The 16,635-nt window shown below is 66.4% G+C and carries 15 protein-coding genes; 9 read left to right on the forward strand and 6 right to left on the reverse strand.

Annotated features, from left to right (window positions below):
* The first annotated feature begins 68 nt into the window (after window positions 1-68).
* From K2U94_RS11430 to K2U94_RS11460, 7 genes are read left to right on the forward strand one after another with little or no spacing between them, the layout of a single operon-like run.
* On the forward strand, window positions 69-557 hold the full coding sequence (locus K2U94_RS11430; protein ID WP_243067333.1) for a Na+/H+ antiporter subunit E: 489 nt from the start codon (window positions 69-71) through the stop codon (window positions 555-557).
* Complete coding sequence (locus tag K2U94_RS11435) at window positions 550-822, forward strand: MrpF/PhaF family protein (RefSeq protein WP_243067334.1); 273 nt, start codon at window positions 550-552, stop codon at window positions 820-822. The genes K2U94_RS11430 and K2U94_RS11435 overlap by 8 nt, the downstream gene beginning before the upstream one ends.
* Complete coding sequence (locus tag K2U94_RS11440; protein ID WP_243067335.1) at window positions 819-1,106, forward strand: cation:proton antiporter; 288 nt, start codon at window positions 819-821, stop codon at window positions 1,104-1,106. The genes K2U94_RS11435 and K2U94_RS11440 overlap by 4 nt, the downstream gene beginning before the upstream one ends.
* Window positions 1,103-2,056, forward strand: coding sequence for a hydrogenase subunit MbhD domain-containing protein (locus tag K2U94_RS11445; RefSeq protein ID WP_243067336.1), 954 nt, complete (start codon window positions 1,103-1,105; stop codon window positions 2,054-2,056). Before K2U94_RS11440 ends, K2U94_RS11445 begins: the two co-directional genes overlap by 4 nt.
* Window positions 2,053-2,391: an NADH-quinone oxidoreductase subunit K gene (locus K2U94_RS11450; protein ID WP_243067337.1), complete on the forward strand. Its 339-nt coding sequence runs from the start codon at window positions 2,053-2,055 to the stop codon at window positions 2,389-2,391. The genes K2U94_RS11445 and K2U94_RS11450 overlap by 4 nt, the downstream gene beginning before the upstream one ends.
* A complete protein-coding gene (locus K2U94_RS11455) occupies window positions 2,388-3,881 on the forward strand; it encodes a complex I subunit 5 family protein (RefSeq protein WP_243067338.1) in 1,494 nt (497 codons plus the stop codon). Before K2U94_RS11450 ends, K2U94_RS11455 begins: the two co-directional genes overlap by 4 nt.
* Window positions 3,878-5,497 (forward strand): proton-conducting transporter transmembrane domain-containing protein, encoded by a 1,620-nt coding sequence (locus K2U94_RS11460; RefSeq protein WP_243067339.1) that lies wholly within the window; start codon window positions 3,878-3,880, stop codon window positions 5,495-5,497. Before K2U94_RS11455 ends, K2U94_RS11460 begins: the two co-directional genes overlap by 4 nt.
* Here K2U94_RS11460 and K2U94_RS11465 read toward each other — a convergent pair.
* From K2U94_RS11465 to K2U94_RS11480, 4 genes are read right to left on the reverse strand one after another with little or no spacing between them, the layout of a single operon-like run.
* Complete coding sequence (locus K2U94_RS11465; RefSeq protein ID WP_243067340.1) at window positions 5,489-8,545, reverse strand: efflux RND transporter permease subunit; 3,057 nt, start codon at window positions 8,543-8,545, stop codon at window positions 5,489-5,491. The two genes, K2U94_RS11460 and K2U94_RS11465, sit on opposite strands and share 9 nt — an antisense overlap.
* Window positions 8,542-9,654, reverse strand: coding sequence for an efflux RND transporter periplasmic adaptor subunit (locus K2U94_RS11470; RefSeq protein ID WP_243067341.1), 1,113 nt, complete (start codon window positions 9,652-9,654; stop codon window positions 8,542-8,544). The genes K2U94_RS11465 and K2U94_RS11470 overlap by 4 nt, the downstream gene beginning before the upstream one ends.
* Before the next feature lie 47 nt (window positions 9,655-9,701).
* Entirely contained in the window at window positions 9,702-11,159 is a 1,458-nt protein-coding gene (locus tag K2U94_RS11475; RefSeq protein ID WP_243068854.1) for a GntP family permease, read from the reverse strand.
* A 20-nt stretch (window positions 11,160-11,179) separates the two neighbouring features.
* Window positions 11,180-12,229, reverse strand: a complete 1,050-nt coding sequence (locus K2U94_RS11480) for a patatin-like phospholipase family protein (protein ID WP_243067342.1) — start codon at window positions 12,227-12,229, stop codon at window positions 11,180-11,182.
* Between the two features lie 305 nt (window positions 12,230-12,534).
* Between K2U94_RS11480 and K2U94_RS11485 the strand changes: the two genes are divergently transcribed.
* Together K2U94_RS11485 and K2U94_RS11490 are read left to right on the forward strand one after the other, a co-directional pair.
* The gene (locus tag K2U94_RS11485) at window positions 12,535-14,172 is read left to right on the forward strand and encodes an acyl-CoA synthetase (RefSeq protein ID WP_243067343.1); all 1,638 of its coding nucleotides are present in this window, start codon (window positions 12,535-12,537) and stop codon (window positions 14,170-14,172) included.
* A gap of 102 nt (window positions 14,173-14,274) precedes the next feature.
* Window positions 14,275-14,499, forward strand: coding sequence for a DUF6489 family protein (locus K2U94_RS11490; protein WP_243067344.1), 225 nt, complete (start codon window positions 14,275-14,277; stop codon window positions 14,497-14,499).
* A 4-nt stretch (window positions 14,500-14,503) separates the two neighbouring features.
* Here K2U94_RS11490 and K2U94_RS20535 read toward each other — a convergent pair whose 3' ends face one another.
* Window positions 14,504-15,892: a M23 family metallopeptidase gene (locus tag K2U94_RS20535; protein ID WP_272884855.1), complete on the reverse strand. Its 1,389-nt coding sequence runs from the start codon at window positions 15,890-15,892 to the stop codon at window positions 14,504-14,506.
* Between the two features lie 90 nt (window positions 15,893-15,982).
* Window positions 15,983-16,453, reverse strand: a complete 471-nt coding sequence (gene bcp, locus K2U94_RS11500) for a thioredoxin-dependent thiol peroxidase (RefSeq protein WP_243067345.1) — start codon at window positions 16,451-16,453, stop codon at window positions 15,983-15,985.
* Between the last annotated feature and the right edge of the window lie 182 nt (window positions 16,454-16,635).

Genomic DNA, 16,635 nt, shown 5'->3' on the forward strand with positions numbered 1-16,635 from the left:
AGCTGGAGAATTGCTTCTTGCGCATTCGGATGTTAATTTCGTTGTGCAGCGCGAAATTTGAGGCTTCGATGTTTGCTGACGCGCCCCACCGCAAGCGAGATTTCTGGGTCCGTTCGGCGTTTTTTTTCGGGCTGTGGCTGGTCGTCGCGGGCTGGAGCCCCAAAGACCTGCCGGTGGGCTTGTTCGCGGCCGGCGGCGCGGGTTATGTCAGCTTGCTGTTGCTGCCCCCCGGCGGCGCCCATCCGCAAATCTTTCCTTTGTTCGCGCTATTGGGTCGTTTTCTGCGCGGGTCGGTCGTCGCGGGCTTCGACGTCGCGCGACGCGCCCTGTCGCCTCAGCTCGACATCGATCCCGGTTTCGTCGTCTATCCGTTGACGATTGCGCCCGGCGTCGCCCGCAACGCCTTCTCGCTGAACCAGAGCCTGCAGCCTGGAACCCTGCCGACCGGCGAAGAGGGCGGCAGACTGTTCGTCCACGGCCTCGACATCGCCCAACCCATCGCCGCCAATCTGGCGGCGGACGAAGCCGCCTTCAAGAAAGCGACAGGCCATGAATGAGCTTTTGCTCGGCGCCGCGGGGGTCATTGTCCTGACGGTCGCCGTCGGCCTCGCGCGCATCCTGCGCGGCCCCGACGATGTCGACCGGCTGATGGCGGTCCAGCTTCTGGGCACGGGCGGCATCGCCGCCCTGCTGCTCACCGCCTATGCGACCCAGGTTCCCGGCGTCGACGACGTCGCGCTCGGCCTCGCCTTGCTCGCCGCCTTCGCGACCATGGCCTTCCTGAACCACCTCGACGCCGAGGAAGGGGGCTCGGAGCCGTGAGCGTTTTGATCGATCTCTTCAGCCTGGCCGCCATCGGCGCGGGCGTGTTCTTCTTTTTCGCGGGAACCGTCGGATTGTTGCGCTTTCCGGATTCGCTCTCGCGCCTGCACGCTCTGTCCAAGGCCGACAATCTCGGCCTCGGACTGGTCGTTCTGGGCCTCCTTCCCCGTGCGGAAAACCCCTTGGCCGCTTTCAAGCTGGTCGTGGTCTGGGCGCTGGTCCTGCTGTCGGGGGCCTCGACCGCCCAGCTGATCGGCCGCGCCCTGCGCCGGGGGCGCAAATGAGCGTCCTGCCCGCGCTCGACCTCGGCCTCGCCCTTCTGGTCGTGGGCGTCGCGGCCTGGACCATCGCCGCCCGGAATCTCTTCGCCTCGGTCGTCGGCTATGTCGCTTATGGCTTGCTGCTCGCCATCGTCTGGATCCGGCTTTATGCGCCGGACATCGCCTTGACCGAAGCCGCGGTCGGCAGCGGCGTGACCGGCGTGCTGCTGGTCACGGCGGGCAAGAGGCTCGACGCCATCAAGGCGGCGGAAACCGGCGCGCCGCCCGGGCTGGCGCTCAGGATTTTCGTCGGCGCGCTCGCGGTTCTCGTCGCCGGCGCGCTCGCCTGGGTCGTCGTGACGCTGCCGACGCCCGCGCCAAGTCTGGCGCCGGCGGCCGCCGCGGCCGCCGACGGTCCCGGCGCGGGGCTCGGCAATCCGATCACCGCGGTGCTCATGTCCTACCGCTCCTTCGACACCATGCTCGAAAAGGTCGTGCTGATCCTGGCCGTGCTCGGCGTCTGGTCGGTCGGCCCCGACAAGGCCTGGGGAACGGCGCCGGCGCCCCTGCGCAAGGCGAAGGCCGAAGGCGCCATGGTCTTTCTCGCCCAGCTTCTCGCGCCGGCCGGCGCGCTGATCGGCGTTCACATCTTCTGGGTCGGGGCCGACGCGCCCGGCGGCGCCTTCCAGGGCGGCGCCTTGCTCGCGGCCATGTGGATGGTCGCGATGATGGCCCGTCTGACCGAGCCGCCGCGCATCGACTCGCGCATCCTGCGTCTGGCGCTGATCGCCGGCCCGGCGGTTTTCCTGGTCGTCGGCCTTGCCGGCCTGTTGCTGGCGGGCAATTTCTTCGCATTCCCGTCCGCTTTCGCCAAGCCGTTGATTCTCTTCATCGAGGCCTTCATGGTCCTGTCGATCGCAGTCGCCTTGCCTATGCTCGTCGCCGGCCCGCCGGACGGGAGTTCCGAGCCATGAGCCCGTCGATACTCGCCGGACTGGTCGGCGCCGCGCTGGTCGGGCTCGGGCTCTACGGCCTGATCCTGCACCCCCATCCCTTGCGTAAATTGCTCGCCTTCAATTTCATCGGCAGCGGAGTCTTCCTCGTTTTCGGGATTGTCGCGCGGCGCGGCGCGGCGGCGCGATTCGCCTTCGATCCCGTCCCGCAGGCCATGGTCATCACGGGCATCGTCGTCGCCTTCGCCGCCAGCGCGCTTGCGGTCGCGCTCATCCTGCGCCTCGCCGCCGCGAGCGGCAAGGTCACGCTCGACCCGGAAGCCTGGTCCGGGCCGGACGACGGCGGCGCGAAATGATGGCGGCCACCCCGGGCGGCGCGCTGCTCGTTCTTGCGGTCCTGCTGCCGGTTGCGGGAATCCTCGTCTCGTTCGCGCTCGGCGGCCGCGTCGCCGAAAAGGTCACGCTCGCCCTCGCGCCGCTCGGTTTCGCTTTGGCCTGGCTCATCGCAATGCAGGTCGCGGCGACCGGCGCGCCGATCGTCTACACGATCGCGGGCCTGCCGCCGCCGCTCGGAATCGCCCTGCGCGCCGATGGCGTATCGGCGGTCATGCTGCTCGTCGCGGCGGTGATCGTCGCCGCGGCGGCGTTTTACGCCCGCGCCAAATTCGCCACGCCGGAAGGGCAGGGGGAAAGCCGCGGCGCGTTGACCTTCTGGCTCATGCTGCAGGCGATCTGGGCGGCGCTGATCCTCATTTTCCTCGGCGGCGACCTGTTCAATCTCTATGTCGCGCTGGAGCTTCTGACTTTCGCGGCCGTGCCGCTGGTCTGCATCGACGGCCGCCCGGAAACGCTCGCCGCCGCCTTGCGCTACCTGCTGTTCGCTTTGTTCGGCTCGATCATCTATCTGCTTGGGGTCGCGCTGCTCTATGGCGCCTATGGGACGCTCGACATTGTCCTGCTCGCGCAGCGGGTCGCGCCCACGCCGGTCGTCTGGACCGCCGCCGCGCTGATGACCGCGGGCCTGATCGCTAAAACGGCCTTGTTCCCGCTCCACATCTGGCTGCCTCCCGCGCACGCCAATGCGCCGGCCGCCGCCAGCGCCGTGCTGTCGGGCCTGGTCGTCAAGGGCTCTTTCTTCCTGGCCTTGCGGCTGTGGTTCTATGTCCTGCCGGCGCTGCCGACCGCCGCGCCGAGCGCGGTTCTCGGGACGCTCGGGGCTTTCGCCGCCATCGTCGGCAGCGTCCTCGCGCTCCGGCAGGCGCGGCTGAAACTGTTGGTCGCTTATTCGACGGTGGCGCAGATCGGCTATCTCTTTCTCGTGTTCCCCCTGGCCGCCGGCGGCCATGCCTGGAGCGCGACCGGATGGAGCGGCGGCATGATGCAGGTTCTCGCCCATGCCTTCGCCAAGGCGGCGATGTTCCTTTCCGCCGGCCTGCTCGCCGAGGCGCTCGGCCATGACCAGATCGCGAAATTCAAGGGCGCGGCGCGCGCTCTGCCGCTGACCTTTCTCACGCTCGGCCTTGGCGGCCTGTCGCTGACGGGCCTGCCGCCGAGCGGCGGATTCGAAGCCAAATGGCTGATGCTGCGGGCCTCGATCGCGTCCGGCCAATGGATATGGTCGCTGCCGATCCTCGCCGGCGGGCTGCTCGCGGCGGGCTATGTCTATCGCATCCTCGCGCCGGCGCTCGCCGATGGCGCGGTCGAAATCAAGGCGCCTCCGCAGCGTTCGCGCGAGGCGATCGCCCTTGGCCTCGCCGTGATTGCGCTGGCGCTGGCCTTCGCGCCGCAGAGCTTTTTTCATTTCCTCGAAATCGGCCGCCCGCTCGCGGCGGGAGGCGCGCCTTGACGGAATTCCTCCTTGCCGCGACCCTCGCCGCGCCTCTGGCGCTGTTGGCGGCCTGTTTCGTCAAGGATTGGCGGCCGCGTGCGCTCGCCTGGCAATTTCTGGCGCCCGCGCCGGGTCTCGCCGCCGGCCTCCTTGGCCTTCGCGGCGCGCCGGTTTCGCTCGATCTGCCGTGGCTGGGCGTCACCCTGCGGCTCGATCCTCCCGGTGCGCTGTTGCTGGTCTTTGCCGCTTTGCTGTGGATCGTCGTCGGCGCGGCGCTGCGTCGCGACAAGGCGTCCGATGAGCGTTTCGGGATTTCCTGGCTTTTGACCATGACCGGCAGCCTCGGCGTCTTCGTCGCCGGCGATCTCGTTTCATTCTATTTGCTCTACGCCCTGGTCAGTATCCCGGCCTTTGGGCTGTTCGCTTTTTCCGACGATCCGGAAAAGAAGCGCGCGGGCGCGATCTATATGGCCTTCGCGCTTTTCGGCGAGGCTTTGCTGCTGCTGGCTTTCGCTCTCCTTGCGGCGGGCGAGCCACATGGGAGCGCGCGGATCGCCGACATCACGGCGGCTTTGCCGTCTTCGCCCTATCGCGACGCCGTCGGCGTCCTGATCGTTGCCGGTTTCGGGATGAAAATGGGCCTCATCCCGTTCAACGGCTGGATGCCGCTCAATTATGGCGCGGCCCCGATCCCCGTCGCCGCGGTGCTCAGCGGCGCGGGCGTCAAGGCCGGCGTCATCGGCCTCATCCGCTTTCTGCCGCTCGGCGCTCCGATGGCGGGCATGGGCGAGGCGCTGGCGACGCTGGGATTCCTGTCCGCCTTTTACGGCGTCGCCGTTGGCCTGACCCAGCACAATCCCAAGACCATCCTGGCCTATTCGAGCATCAGCCAGATGGGGGTCGTCGCCGCCGCGCTCGGCCTCGGGCTCGCGGCGGGAGCGCCATCGGCGGCCGGCGACATGGCCTTCTATGGCGCCAATCACCTGCTGGTGAAAGCAGCTCTGTTCCTGACCATCGGCGCCCTCGCCGCGCGCCAAAAGTCGGGAACGGAGCCCTTGTCCGGCTGGCCGCTTGCTCTGGCCGGCGCGCTCGCCTTGAGCCTTGCCGGCCTGCCCTTCACCGGGGGCGCCCTGGCCAAGCTCGCGTCGAAAGCGCAATTCGTCACCGGCTGGCCGGCCTTTCTGGCGGCGCTTTCCTCGATCGGCAGTGCGATCCTGATGACCCATTTCGTGACGCGCCTCGCATCGCCGACGCCGGAAGGCGCCCGAGATACGGCTCAAGAAACGCCTGCCGCTCTCGTGCGCTTCTGGCCGGCGCTGGGGCTTGGCGCGCTTCTTCTGCCCTGGTTCTTCGCCGCCCATCCCGGCGAAGCGCTGAAACTCGACAAAATCTGGGACGGGCTGTGGCCGGTCGCGACCGGCGTCGCGCTGGCTTTCGGCTTTCAGCGCAGCGGCCTTTCCGCGCCGCAAATTCCCGCCGGCGACAGCATCGGTCTTTATGAGCGCGCCTTCGCGCGCTTCGTGGCCCTGGGTCCGGATTTCGAATGGCTCGACGCCCGCCTGCGGCAATGGCCGGCGGCGGGCGCGTCGCTGCTGCTGATCGTCCTCGCCCTGCTGGCGGCGGCGTTACGCTGAGACCGTCTTCGTCGGCTCCTTGACGCGGAAGAAGATCACGTAAAGCGCGGGCAGCACGAGCAGGGTCAGGATCGTCGCCACGAACAGGCCGCCCATGATGGCGAAGGCCATCGGTCCCCAGAACACCGTCGGCGCGATGGGAATGAAGCCGAGAACCGTCGAGATCGCGGTCAGCATGATCGGCCTGAAGCGCGACATCGCGCCTTCGACGATGGCGTTCCACAGATCGAGGCCCTGCGCGCGCTCCGCCTCGATCTGTTCGATCAGGATGACGGCGTTGCGCGCGATCATGCCCATCAGCGCCAATATGCCGAGAATGGCGACGAAGCCGAGCGGCCGCCCGGAAATCAGCAAAGCGAGGACGACGCCGACGAGGCCCATCGGCACGAGGCTCAGGACCATGGCGAGACGGCTGAAACTATGGAGCTGCGCCATCAGGAACAAGAGCATCAGGAACAGCATCAGCGGGAGCTTGGCGAAAACCGAGGCCTGCGACTTGGCGCTTTCCTCGACCGTGCCGCCGACCGCGATATGATAGCCCTTGGGCAGGCCGGCGCCGAGCTTTTGCACCGCCGGCGCGAGTGCGGCTGCCGCCGCCTCGGGCGTGGCCCCGGCAACGACGTCGGCTTGCACGGTCAGGGTCGGGACGCGATCGCGGCGCCACACCAGCGGATATTCCTGCTGATATTCGAAGCGCGCGATCTGGCTAAGCGGCACGGTGCGTCCGTTCGGCAGCGGAACCTGCAAGGATTGCAAGGTGTCGAGCGAAACCCTTTGCTCGTCCTGGGCGCGGGCGACGACGTCGACGAGATAGATGTCGTCGCGAACCTGGGTGATCGGGGCGCCGGTCATCACCGTGTTGAGGAAGGAGGACAGCGCTTGCGAGCTCAAGCCCAGCAGCCGCGCCTGATCCTGGTCGATCACCACGCGAACCTGGCGCGCGGGCTCCATCCAGTCGTAATTCACGCGGCGCAGATCGTCGTTCGCGCCGAGAATGGCGCCGAGCTGCAGGGCGATCATGCGCACCTGGCTCAGATCCGGACCGCTGACCCGATATTGCACCGGCCAGCCGACCGGGGGGCCCAGCTCCAGCGGCGAGACGCGGGAGACGACGCCCGGCAGTTCGTCGGCCAGCTTCTTTTCCAGCGCCGCATGCAAGCGTTCACGCGCGGCAACGTCCTTGGCGATGACCACCGCCTGGGCGAAGAAATCATTGGCGAGCTGCACGTTGAGCGGAAGATAGAAGCGGATCGCGCCGCGCCCGACATAGGTGCTCCAGCTCGCGACGTCGGGATTGCCCTTGAGCATGGCGTCGAGCTTTTTCGCCGCGCGGTCGGTGGCGAAGATCGAGGCGCTCTGCGGCAAGGTGAGATCGACCACCAGTTCCGGCCGGTCCGAGGCCGGGAAGAACTGGCGCGGCACGAGCGGCAGCGCCAGCAGCGAGGCCACGAAACAGGCGAGCGTGACCGCGACCGTCATCCAGCGCCGGCGCATGGCGAGGAGGAGGAGGGAGCGGAAGGCGGCCATGATCCGGCTGGGCTTGTCGTCCTGTTTCTTCTCCGGCGCCTTGAGCAGCCAGACGCCGAGCAGAGGCGCGAACAAAACCGCGACGAACCAGGAGACGATCAGAGCGATCGACACCACCGCGAAGATCGAAAATGTATATTCGCCGGCCGAGGACTTGGCGAAGCCGATCGGCACGAAGCCGGCGGCGGTGATGAAGGAGCCGGTGAGCATGGGAAAGGCGAGCGATTCATAGGCGAAAGTCGCGGCCTTCTCCTTGCTGTCGCCTGCCGCCATGCGCGAGATCATCACGTCGACCGTCGTCATGGCGTCGTCCACCAGCAGGCCGAGGGCGATGATCAGCGCGCCGAGCGAGATGCGCTGCAGGTCGATGTCGAAATATTGCATGATCGGGAAAATGATCGCGACCGTCAGCGGGATCGACAGCGCCACCACCGCGCCGGGCCGGAATCCGAGACTGACGATGCTCACCGCCATGATGATCGCGATCGCCTGCCACAAAGATTCCATGAATTCGCCGATGGCGTTCTGGACCACCACCGGCTGGTCGGAGACCAGGGCGACATTTATGCCGAGTGGCAGGTCGGCGACCGCCGCGTCGAGCGTCTTTTTGACGTTCCTGCCGAGCGCGAGAATGTCGCCGCCGTCGCGCATGGCGATGGCGAGGCCGATCGCCGGCTTGCCATTCACGCGGAACATCGGCTGAGGCGGATCGACCAGGGTCCGGCGAACCTCGGCGATGTCGCGCAGGCGGATCAGGCGGCCGTTGGACAGGAAATTGACGTCGAGGAGGTCGTTTGCCGATTTGAACGCGCCGGTGACGCGGATCGAAATCTTCTCGTTGCCGGTCTGGATCGCCCCGGCGGGAATCACCGCGTTCTGGGCCCGGATCGCGGCGATCAGGGCGGCGCGGTCGATCCCGAGCCCCGCAAGCTGGCTGGTCGAGAATTCGACATAGATCTGCTCGTCCTGCGCGCCGAGAATCTCGATCTTCGAGACGTCGGGAACATGGAGCAGCTTGGAGCGCACGTCCTCGACATAATCGCGCAATTCGCGTTGACTGAAGCCGATGTCGGCGGTGAAGCCGTAGATCAGGCCATAGGTGTCGCCGAAATCGTCGTTGAAGAAGGGGCCGACCACGCCCTGGGGCAGGGTCCGCCTGATGTCGCCGATGTTCTTGCGCACCTGATACCAGATGTCCGGCACGTCCTTGGGCGAAGTCGAGCCCTTCAAATTGACGAAGATCGTGGCGCGGCCGGGGCTCGTATAGGAGCGCAGGAAATCGAGGCCCTTGGTCTCCTGCAATTTGCGTTCGAGACGCTCGGTCACCTGATCGAGCGTCTCGTTGAGGGTCGCGCCCGGCCACGCCGCCTGCACCACCATGGTGCGGAAAGTGAAAGCCGGGTCCTCGCTGCGCCCGAGCCCGAAATAGGACGACAGACCGGCGACGACGATCGCGATCATTGCGAAGACGATGAAGGATCGGTGTTTGAGCGCCCAGTCGGAGAGATTGGGCCCCGTCATGACTGGGCTCCGAGCAGCCGCACCTTCTGGCCGGGATGAAGCGCCTGGACGCCCGCCGTGACCACGATCGCCCCGGCGTCGAGCCCGCCGGAGAGCACGACGGTCCCGGGGTCGTAGCGCAGGACTTCGACCGGCTTCAAAGCCACGGTCAGGCTCTTGGGATCGACCACCCAGACCGCCGGACTGGTTCCCGACGCTGTCAGGGCGCTAGCGGGGATCGACAGGCCATGGCCGTGATCGACCTCCATCCGGCCGGTCACGGTGGCGCCGAGACGCATGGCGGGCGGCGGATTATTGACCGCGACCCGGACCTTGAAGGTACGGGTGACCGGATCGGCCTGGGGGGAGACCTGACGCACCCGGCCTTTGGCGGTGACGGAAGGATCGTCGGTCAAGGCGACGATCACGTCGGCGTCGGGCGGCGCCGTGCGCAGCACCTGGGCGGGAACGTCGAAGACGGCGTCCCAGCCGTGATCGCGCGCGACCGTGAAGACCGTCTGTCCGGCCTGGACCACCTCGCCCGATTCCGCGGCGCGGTGGGTCACCGTGCCGATCACTCCGGCCCTGAGTTCGGTGTAGCTGACGCGATCCTCGGCGATTTCGACCTGCGCCTTGGCGTCGTCCGCCGCCGCTTGCGCGGAGCGCAGGGCTTGCTGGGCCTGATCGAAATTGGCGCGGGTCGTCCAGCCCTGCCGCAGCAGGGTCTGCTGGCGGTCGAAATGGTTGGAATCCTGCTCAAGACGGCCCTTGGCGGCGGCAAGGGCGGCGCGGGCCGAGCGCAGGGCGTTGAGTTCGTTCTGGGGATCGAGCTTGGCGACGACCTCGTCCGGAGTCACGTGGTCGCCTGTGTCCACCTTACGTTCGATGATCCGGCCGCCGATGCGGAAAGCCAGCGCGACTTCCTTTTCCGCCTGAATCTGGCCGGTCAGCGAGATGGTCTGCCCCAGCCCCGCCTTTTCGACGACGACGGTGCGTACGGGGCGCGGCGGCGGCGGCTCCTCGGCGGTTTCGCGCTTGCAGCCCGAAAGGATGAGGAGCAGCGCCGGCGCGGCCGCGAGCAGCAGACGGGACAGGCGCGGGGCGTGGGGGAGGGAGCCTTTGAAGGACAAGTTGCGAACCCCGGATTGGGCGCTTCGAGCGAAGCCGCGAGACAAGTTCAGAACGATCCGACCAGAGAGCCGAGGACGATGACGACGACCAGGGCGATGATCGCCCCGAGAATGCCGACCATGAAAATGTCCTTGTAGCTCTTGCCGTGGGTCGAGCCGCAGACGGCGAGCAAAGTCACCACGGCGCCATTATGCGGCAGGCTGTCGAGCGTGCCCGAGCCGATCACCGCGACGCGATGCAGCAAGGCCGGATCCATGCCGATCTCGGCCGCGCGCTGCAGATAGGTCGAGCCGAGCGCGTCGAGCGCGATCGTCAGGCCGCCCGAGGCCGAGCCGGTGAGCGCGGCCAGCGTATTGGTCGCCACCGCCAGCGAAACCAAAGGGCCGCCGCCGATGCCGAGAACCGCGTCGCGGACCATGGCGAAGGCCGGAAGCGCCGCGACCACCGCGCCGAAGCCGACGAGGCTCGCGACGCTGATCGCCGGCAGCGCCGAAGCGTTGACGCCGGCGTCCATCGTGCCGCGCAGGTCGGGCAGGCGCCGTCCGTTGAGCGCGAGGACGGTGAGGATGGCGAGCGTCAGCGCGGTCAGCACGGACCACACGCCGGTGACGGCGGCCGGCGACACGCCGCCCCATTCCGGCTTGGACAGGAAGCTCAGGTCGAGGCGAGGCAGAACGATCAGCGAGAGGATCAGATTGACGAGAATGACGACCACGATCGGCGCCGCCGCCGACCAGAACGGCGGGCGGGTCGCGGCGACTTCGCCATGGGCGATTTCGGCCGGGTCGAATTCGTGCGAGGCGGTCGCGCGCTCGCGCAAAGTCTCGTCGTCGGCCAGATCGGCGGCCGACTTCAGCGCGTCGTCGTCGCCAAAGCCTTCGCCGCGCGCCTTCGCGGCGGCCTCCTCGCGCGCCAGCCACCACAGGCCGAAGGCGAGCATGATGGCGGAGGCGATGATTCCGAGCCCCGGCGCCGCGAAAGGCGTGGTGCCGAAGAAGGGCATCGGAATGGTGTTCTGGATCGACGGCGTGCCCGGCATGGCCGACATGGTGAAGGTCGAGGTGCCGAGCATGATCGCCGCCGGCATCAGCCGGCGGGGAATGCTCGCGGCCCGGAACAGGCCCTGGGCCATGGGCGCGATCACGAAAAAGGCGACGAACAGGCTGACGCCGCCATAGGTGACCACCGCGCCGCCGAGCACCACCGCCAGAATGGCGCGCTTTGTCCCGAGTTTCTCGGTCATGTAATCGGCGATGGCCGAGACCGAGCCGGTGTCCTCCATCAGCTTGCCGAACAGGGCGCCGAGCAGGAAGATCGGGAAGAATTGCGCCAGAAAACCCGAGGCGCTGCGCATGAACGTCTGGGTCCAGTGGGCGAGAAGCGGCTCGCTGGAGAAAAAGGCGGCGACGACCGCCGCGATCGGCGCGAGCAGCAGCACGCTCCAGCCTTTGAACGCCAGCCAGATCAGCAGGCTCAGGCCAACGAGGATGCCCAGGAGGCCGATGAGTTCGGAACCGCTCATGGTCAGCACTCCTGAAGAAGTACGTCGAGATCGGCGGTGGAGCGGACGCCCAGATCCGCGCCGTGTTCCGCGAGGAAGGCCTCCGCTGCCAAGCGGCCCTCGCGCTTGAGCATTTCGAGGAATGGCCCTTCGGCGTTGAGCTTGGACGAGGCGCCGAATTCCGCGAGCTTGTCGGTCAGGACGCGATGGGTGCGCATTTCCGCCCAGCGCCGGCCTTCGCCGGTTCCGGGATCGGCCGCCTGCCGCAGCAGGGCGATCATGCGCAATTCCTTCATCAGCGGCGCGTTGAAGGAGATTTCGTTGAGCCGGTCGAGGATTTCGCCGGCCGTTCGCGGCGTCTGGCGGCGCTCGCGCGGGTTGATCTGCACCAGAATGACGTCATGGGCGTCGCTTTCGCGCACCAGGGGCGAAATGGTCGGATTGCCGGCGTAGCCGCCGTCCCAATAGGGCTCGCCGTCGATCTCGATTGCCTGGAACATGGTCGGCAGGCAGGCGGAGGCGAGCAGAACCTCCGGCGTGATCTCCCGGTTCCGGAACACCCGCCCGCGCCCGGTATGGACATTGGTCGCGGTGATGAACAGCTTGATCTCCGCCTCGTTGAGATGGGCGAAGTCGATGCTGTCCTCGAGGATCTTGCGGATCGGATTATGGCCGGTCGGATTGAGATTGTAAGGCGACACCAGCCGGCTCATCATGTCCAGCATGATATAGGCGGGCGAGGTGTCGAGCGACCAGCGGCCCATCAGGCGGTCGAACGGCGAGCGCTGGATCGGGCTGAAGCGCGCGGCTTCCGCGACGCGGCCCCAATAGGCGTCGAGCGCCTCGCGCGCGCCCGGGGCGCCGCCCTTCATATAGCCGCTGACCAGGACGGCGGCGTTCATCGCCCCGGCCGACGTGCCGGAAATCGCTTCGATCTTCAGCCAGGATTCTTCGAGCAGCCGGTCGAGCACCCCCCAGGTGAAGGCGCCATGCGAGCCGCCGCCCTGTAACGCCAAATCGATGAGAACGCTTTCGCGCGGGCCCTCGGATTTGCGAGACGGTTTCCCTGCCATACGCGCTCCATTTCAGTGAATGAGGAAAATTCCGTAAATGACGAAAATGGTCGAGGAATTCGGGTCAAAACACAATCAAATCGCGGGTCCGGCAGCTGTTTGCGCCGCACCATGGCTCGCGCATATTTCGCAAGCGCTACGATGACAGTCAACTGAAAATACTTCAGCTCAGCCGCGGCCGCCCGGCGAACTGCTTGCCGCCATTCCCTTTGTATAATCATTTGCGACGAGTCGCGATCGTCGAGACTTGGTATAGAATCGCCATGGAATCGGCGGTCGAGAACGCCGGGCCGTGGGAGGTAACAATGGGGAACGCTTATCTGACCGGTCTTGACCGCAACCGCGCCAATTATGCGCCGCTCACCCCCTTGGGCTTCCTCTTCCGCGCCGCCGACGTTTACCCGGACAAGCTTTCGACCATATACAACGACCGGCGATTGACCTGGGCGCAGACCGCCGAGCGCTGCCGGCGGCTAGCCTCGGCGCTGACCAGGCGCGGCATCGGCAAGAACGACACCGTGGCGGCGATGCTGCCCAATGTCCCGGCCACGTTCGAGGCCCATTTCGGCGTCCCCCTGGCCGGCGCCGTCCTCAACACGCTCAATACCCGGCTGGACGCCGAGGCCATCGCCTTCATGCTCGACCATGGCGAGGCGAAAGTTCTGCTGACCGACCGCGAATATTCCAAAGTCATCGCCAAGGCTCTCGACCTGATGAAGGGCGAAAAGCCGCTGGTGATCGACGTGGACGACCAGAGCTTTTCGGGCGGAAATTTTCTCGGCGCGATTGAATATGAATCCTTTCTCGCCGAAGGCGACCCCGCTTTCGTCCCCGCGCCGCTCGAAGACGAATGGGACGCCATTTCGCTCAATTACACCTCCGGCACCACCGGCAACCCCAAGGGCGTCGTCTATCACCATCGCGGCGCCTATCTGAACGCGGTCAACAACATCCTGAGCTGGGGCATGCCGCCGCACGCGGTCTATCTGTGGACCCTGCCGATGTTCCACTGCAACGGCTGGTGCTTTCCCTGGACCATGGCCGCCAACGCCGGGGTCAATGTCTGCCTGCGCCGCGTCGATCCCAAGACGATCTTTGCCCTGATCCGCGAACACGGGGTCACCCATTTTTGCGGCGCGCCGATCGTCCACGGTTTGCTCATCAACGCCGATCCGGCCGACCGGGCCGGGATTTCCCACCGGGTCGAGGGCCTCGTCGCGGGGGCGGCGCCGCCGGCGGCGATCATCGAGGGCATGGAGAAAATGGGCTTCGCGATCACCCATGTCTATGGCCTGACCGAAACCTATGGCCCGGCCTCGGTCTGCGCCAAGCAGGACGAATGGGCGAACGAATCTTTGGCGAAACGCGCCGAGCTGAACGCCCGCCAGGGCGTGCGGTCGCTGTTGCAGGAGGCGATCGACGTTGTCGATCTGGTCGATTTCAAGCCCGTGCCCCACGATGGCCAGACCATGGGCGAGATCGTCTTCCGCGGCAATATCGTCATGAAGGGCTATCTCAAGAACGAGCGGGCGACACAGGAATGTTTCGCCGGCGGCTGGTTCCGCACCGGCGACCTCGCGGTGATCGAGCCCGACGGCTATGTGAAGATCAAGGACCGCTCCAAGGACATCATCATTTCCGGCGGCGAAAACATTTCCTCGCTCGAAGTCGAGGACGTGCTCTACCGCCACAAGGACGTGCTGGCGGCGGCGGTGGTCGCGACGCCCGACGAGAAATGGGGCGAGGTTCCCTGCGCCTTCATCGAATTGCGCGAGGGCGCGAGCCCATCCCAGGAGGAGTTTCTGGAACATTGCCGCGGGCATCTGGCGCGCTTCAAAGTTCCGAAAACCTTCATCTTCGGCCCGCTGCCCAAAACCTCCACCGGCAAGATCCAGAAGTTCATCCTGCGCGAAAAGGCGCGCTCGGCCGGGGCCATCGGGTGATGAAAGCCAATTTTAAACGTCAGGGCGGAAAGAATTGGCCTTTTGGCGTCCCACCATTATGTTTGGGAAGGATATTTGTGAATTTCGTCCGGAGGCGCGCGCATGAAGATCACCGTGGACATCGATTGCACGCCCGCCGAGGCGCGGGCTTTCATGGGCCTGCCGGATTTCGAGCCGATGCAGAAGCGCGCGATGGAGGAACTCGAAAAGCGCATGATGGACGCGGTGGATCGGTATTCGCCTGAAGCCCTGCTGAAAATGTGGCTCCAGCCGGCGACGCTCGACACCGGCTGGTTCCAGGATATCTTGCGCCAAGGGCGCAAATAGGAATTTAAAGCCCGGCGCTGAGCAGGCGTCCCGCCTTGATATAGCGGCTCGGATTTACCGGCGCGCCGTCGACGCGGACCTCGTAATGCAGATGCGGTCCGGTCGAGCGGCCGGTCGAGCCGATCGCGCCGATTTCCTCTCCCGCCTTGACCGATTGCCCTTGCCTGACATCGATCCGCGACAGATGGCCGTAGCGCGTGGCGAGGCCGGCGCCGTGGTCGATTTCCACCATATTGCCATAGCCGCCGGCGACCCCGGCAAAGGCCACCCGCCCGGCGGCGGTGGCGTGAACCGGCTCGCCATAGGCGCCATGGAAATCCATTCCCGTATGGAGGGCGGGGCGGCCGAAGAAGGGGTCGATGCGATAACCGAATGGTGAAGTGACTTCGAGCTGGCCGGGCAGAGGCTGACGCACCGGCGCATAGGGCAGGGCCTGGCGCAATTCGTTCATCGTGTCGATCGAACTGGCGAGGCTCGCGTAGGCGCGATCGAATTCGCCGCCGCGCTGGGGCGCGTCGGCGGGGACGAAGGGTCCGCCCATGGCGGCCCTGGTCACGCCGCTCTCGTCGTGGCCAAGGGATTCGTCGTGGCCAATGGATTCGGAGCGGCCAAGCGATTCGGCGTGGCGGATCATGCGATCGACCGGTAGGCCGGCTTCCTCGAAAGCTTCGCGCAGATGCTCCGCCTCGGCGGCGGCGGGCGCCTTCAGACCGTTGAGCACGGCGATCTGGCGGCGCTCGACCCGATCGAAACGCGCGGCGAGACTGTGCAGGCGCTGCTGCGGCGAGGCCGGGTCGGAATTGTCGGAAAGGTTGGGGCCGGGCGCGTCGCCGCCCTGGGTGCGGCGCAGGTCGAAGCCCTCTGGAACCGGCTTGAAATCGTCCTTGGCGAGGGAGGGCTTGGGTTCGAGCGTTTGGATCGGGCCGGAGGCGGCTTGGGGCGCGATCTGGGGGGAGGCCTCGGCGGCGGCGGGCCGCGTCGCCGCGACCGAGGTCATGTCCGGATCGACCTTGGCGGCGAGCGAGGCGAGCAGCGCCGACCGCGATTCGAGCCGGGCCTGGCGCACCGCGAGTTCGGCCACCTTGCCCTCGAATGTGTCCTGGTTGATCATCTGCCGCGAGGCGAGCGTGTCGATTTGCGCGCGCAGGGCGGCGATTCTGTCCTCATAGGCGAATTGCATGTTCGCCTGCCGCCGCATCAGCGAAGCCAGCATGTCGTCGCGGAACATGAAATAGGAGCCGATCGCGAGACATCCAAGCAGCAGCAGCGGAACCGCGCCGAACAGGCCGGCCGCGAGCGGCGTGGGCAGGAAAATCTGGCGGCTCGAAATGTGGGAAACCAGGTGAAGGGTCAGGCCGGGCTTCAGGGCCCTCGCGGAAAAAGCGCCACGCATGTCTTACCTTCCGAAAGGACGCGCCGGGAAGGCGCGGCCGATTTCAGGTCAAGGTAAACGGACGTGGTTAACGTTTTGAAAATGGCTCCGTTACAGCGACTTGACCGCCGCGAGGACCGCCTGGGCGTGGCCGGGAACCTTCACCTTGCGCCAGACCTGCGCAATCTTGCCGTCCGGGCCGATCAGAAAGGTCGAGCGTTCGACCCCCATATATTTGCGGCCATACATGCTCTTTTCGACCCAGACGCCATAGGCTCCGAGAATCTCCTTCGATTCGTCGGCCAGGAGTGGAAAGGTCAGCTCATATTTGTCGCGGAACTTGTCGTGCTGCTTGACCGGATCGGGCGACGCGCCGACGACGACGGCTCCCGCCGCGGCGAAATCGCCCGCCAGCCGGTTGAAGTCCTGCGCCTCCATGGTGCAGCCGGAGGTGTCGTCCTTGGGGTAGAAGTAAAGCACCAGCTTCTTGCCCCGGAAATCCGCGAGCGACATCCGGTCGCCGCCGTCGCGGGGCAGGGTGAAATCCGGCGCCGCATCGCCCGCCTGCACACGTTCCGTCATCGCAAATCCTTTCATGGGAGCAGCTTGCGGCCGCACGGCCGCGCGATGTCGCCATTCTTGCTTAATTCCGTCGTAAATGTCTGCATTTTTCACGCCATCGACGGACGGCGAAGGCCCCTGACCGTTGGTCGGAGAGGGCCCGGATTTGCTATAGAATAGCGATTCGGTTGGCCTCGCCAGCC

The sequence above is a fragment of the Candidatus Rhodoblastus alkanivorans genome (assembly GCF_022760755.1).
Lineage (GTDB): Bacteria > Pseudomonadota > Alphaproteobacteria > Rhizobiales > Beijerinckiaceae > Rhodoblastus > Rhodoblastus alkanivorans.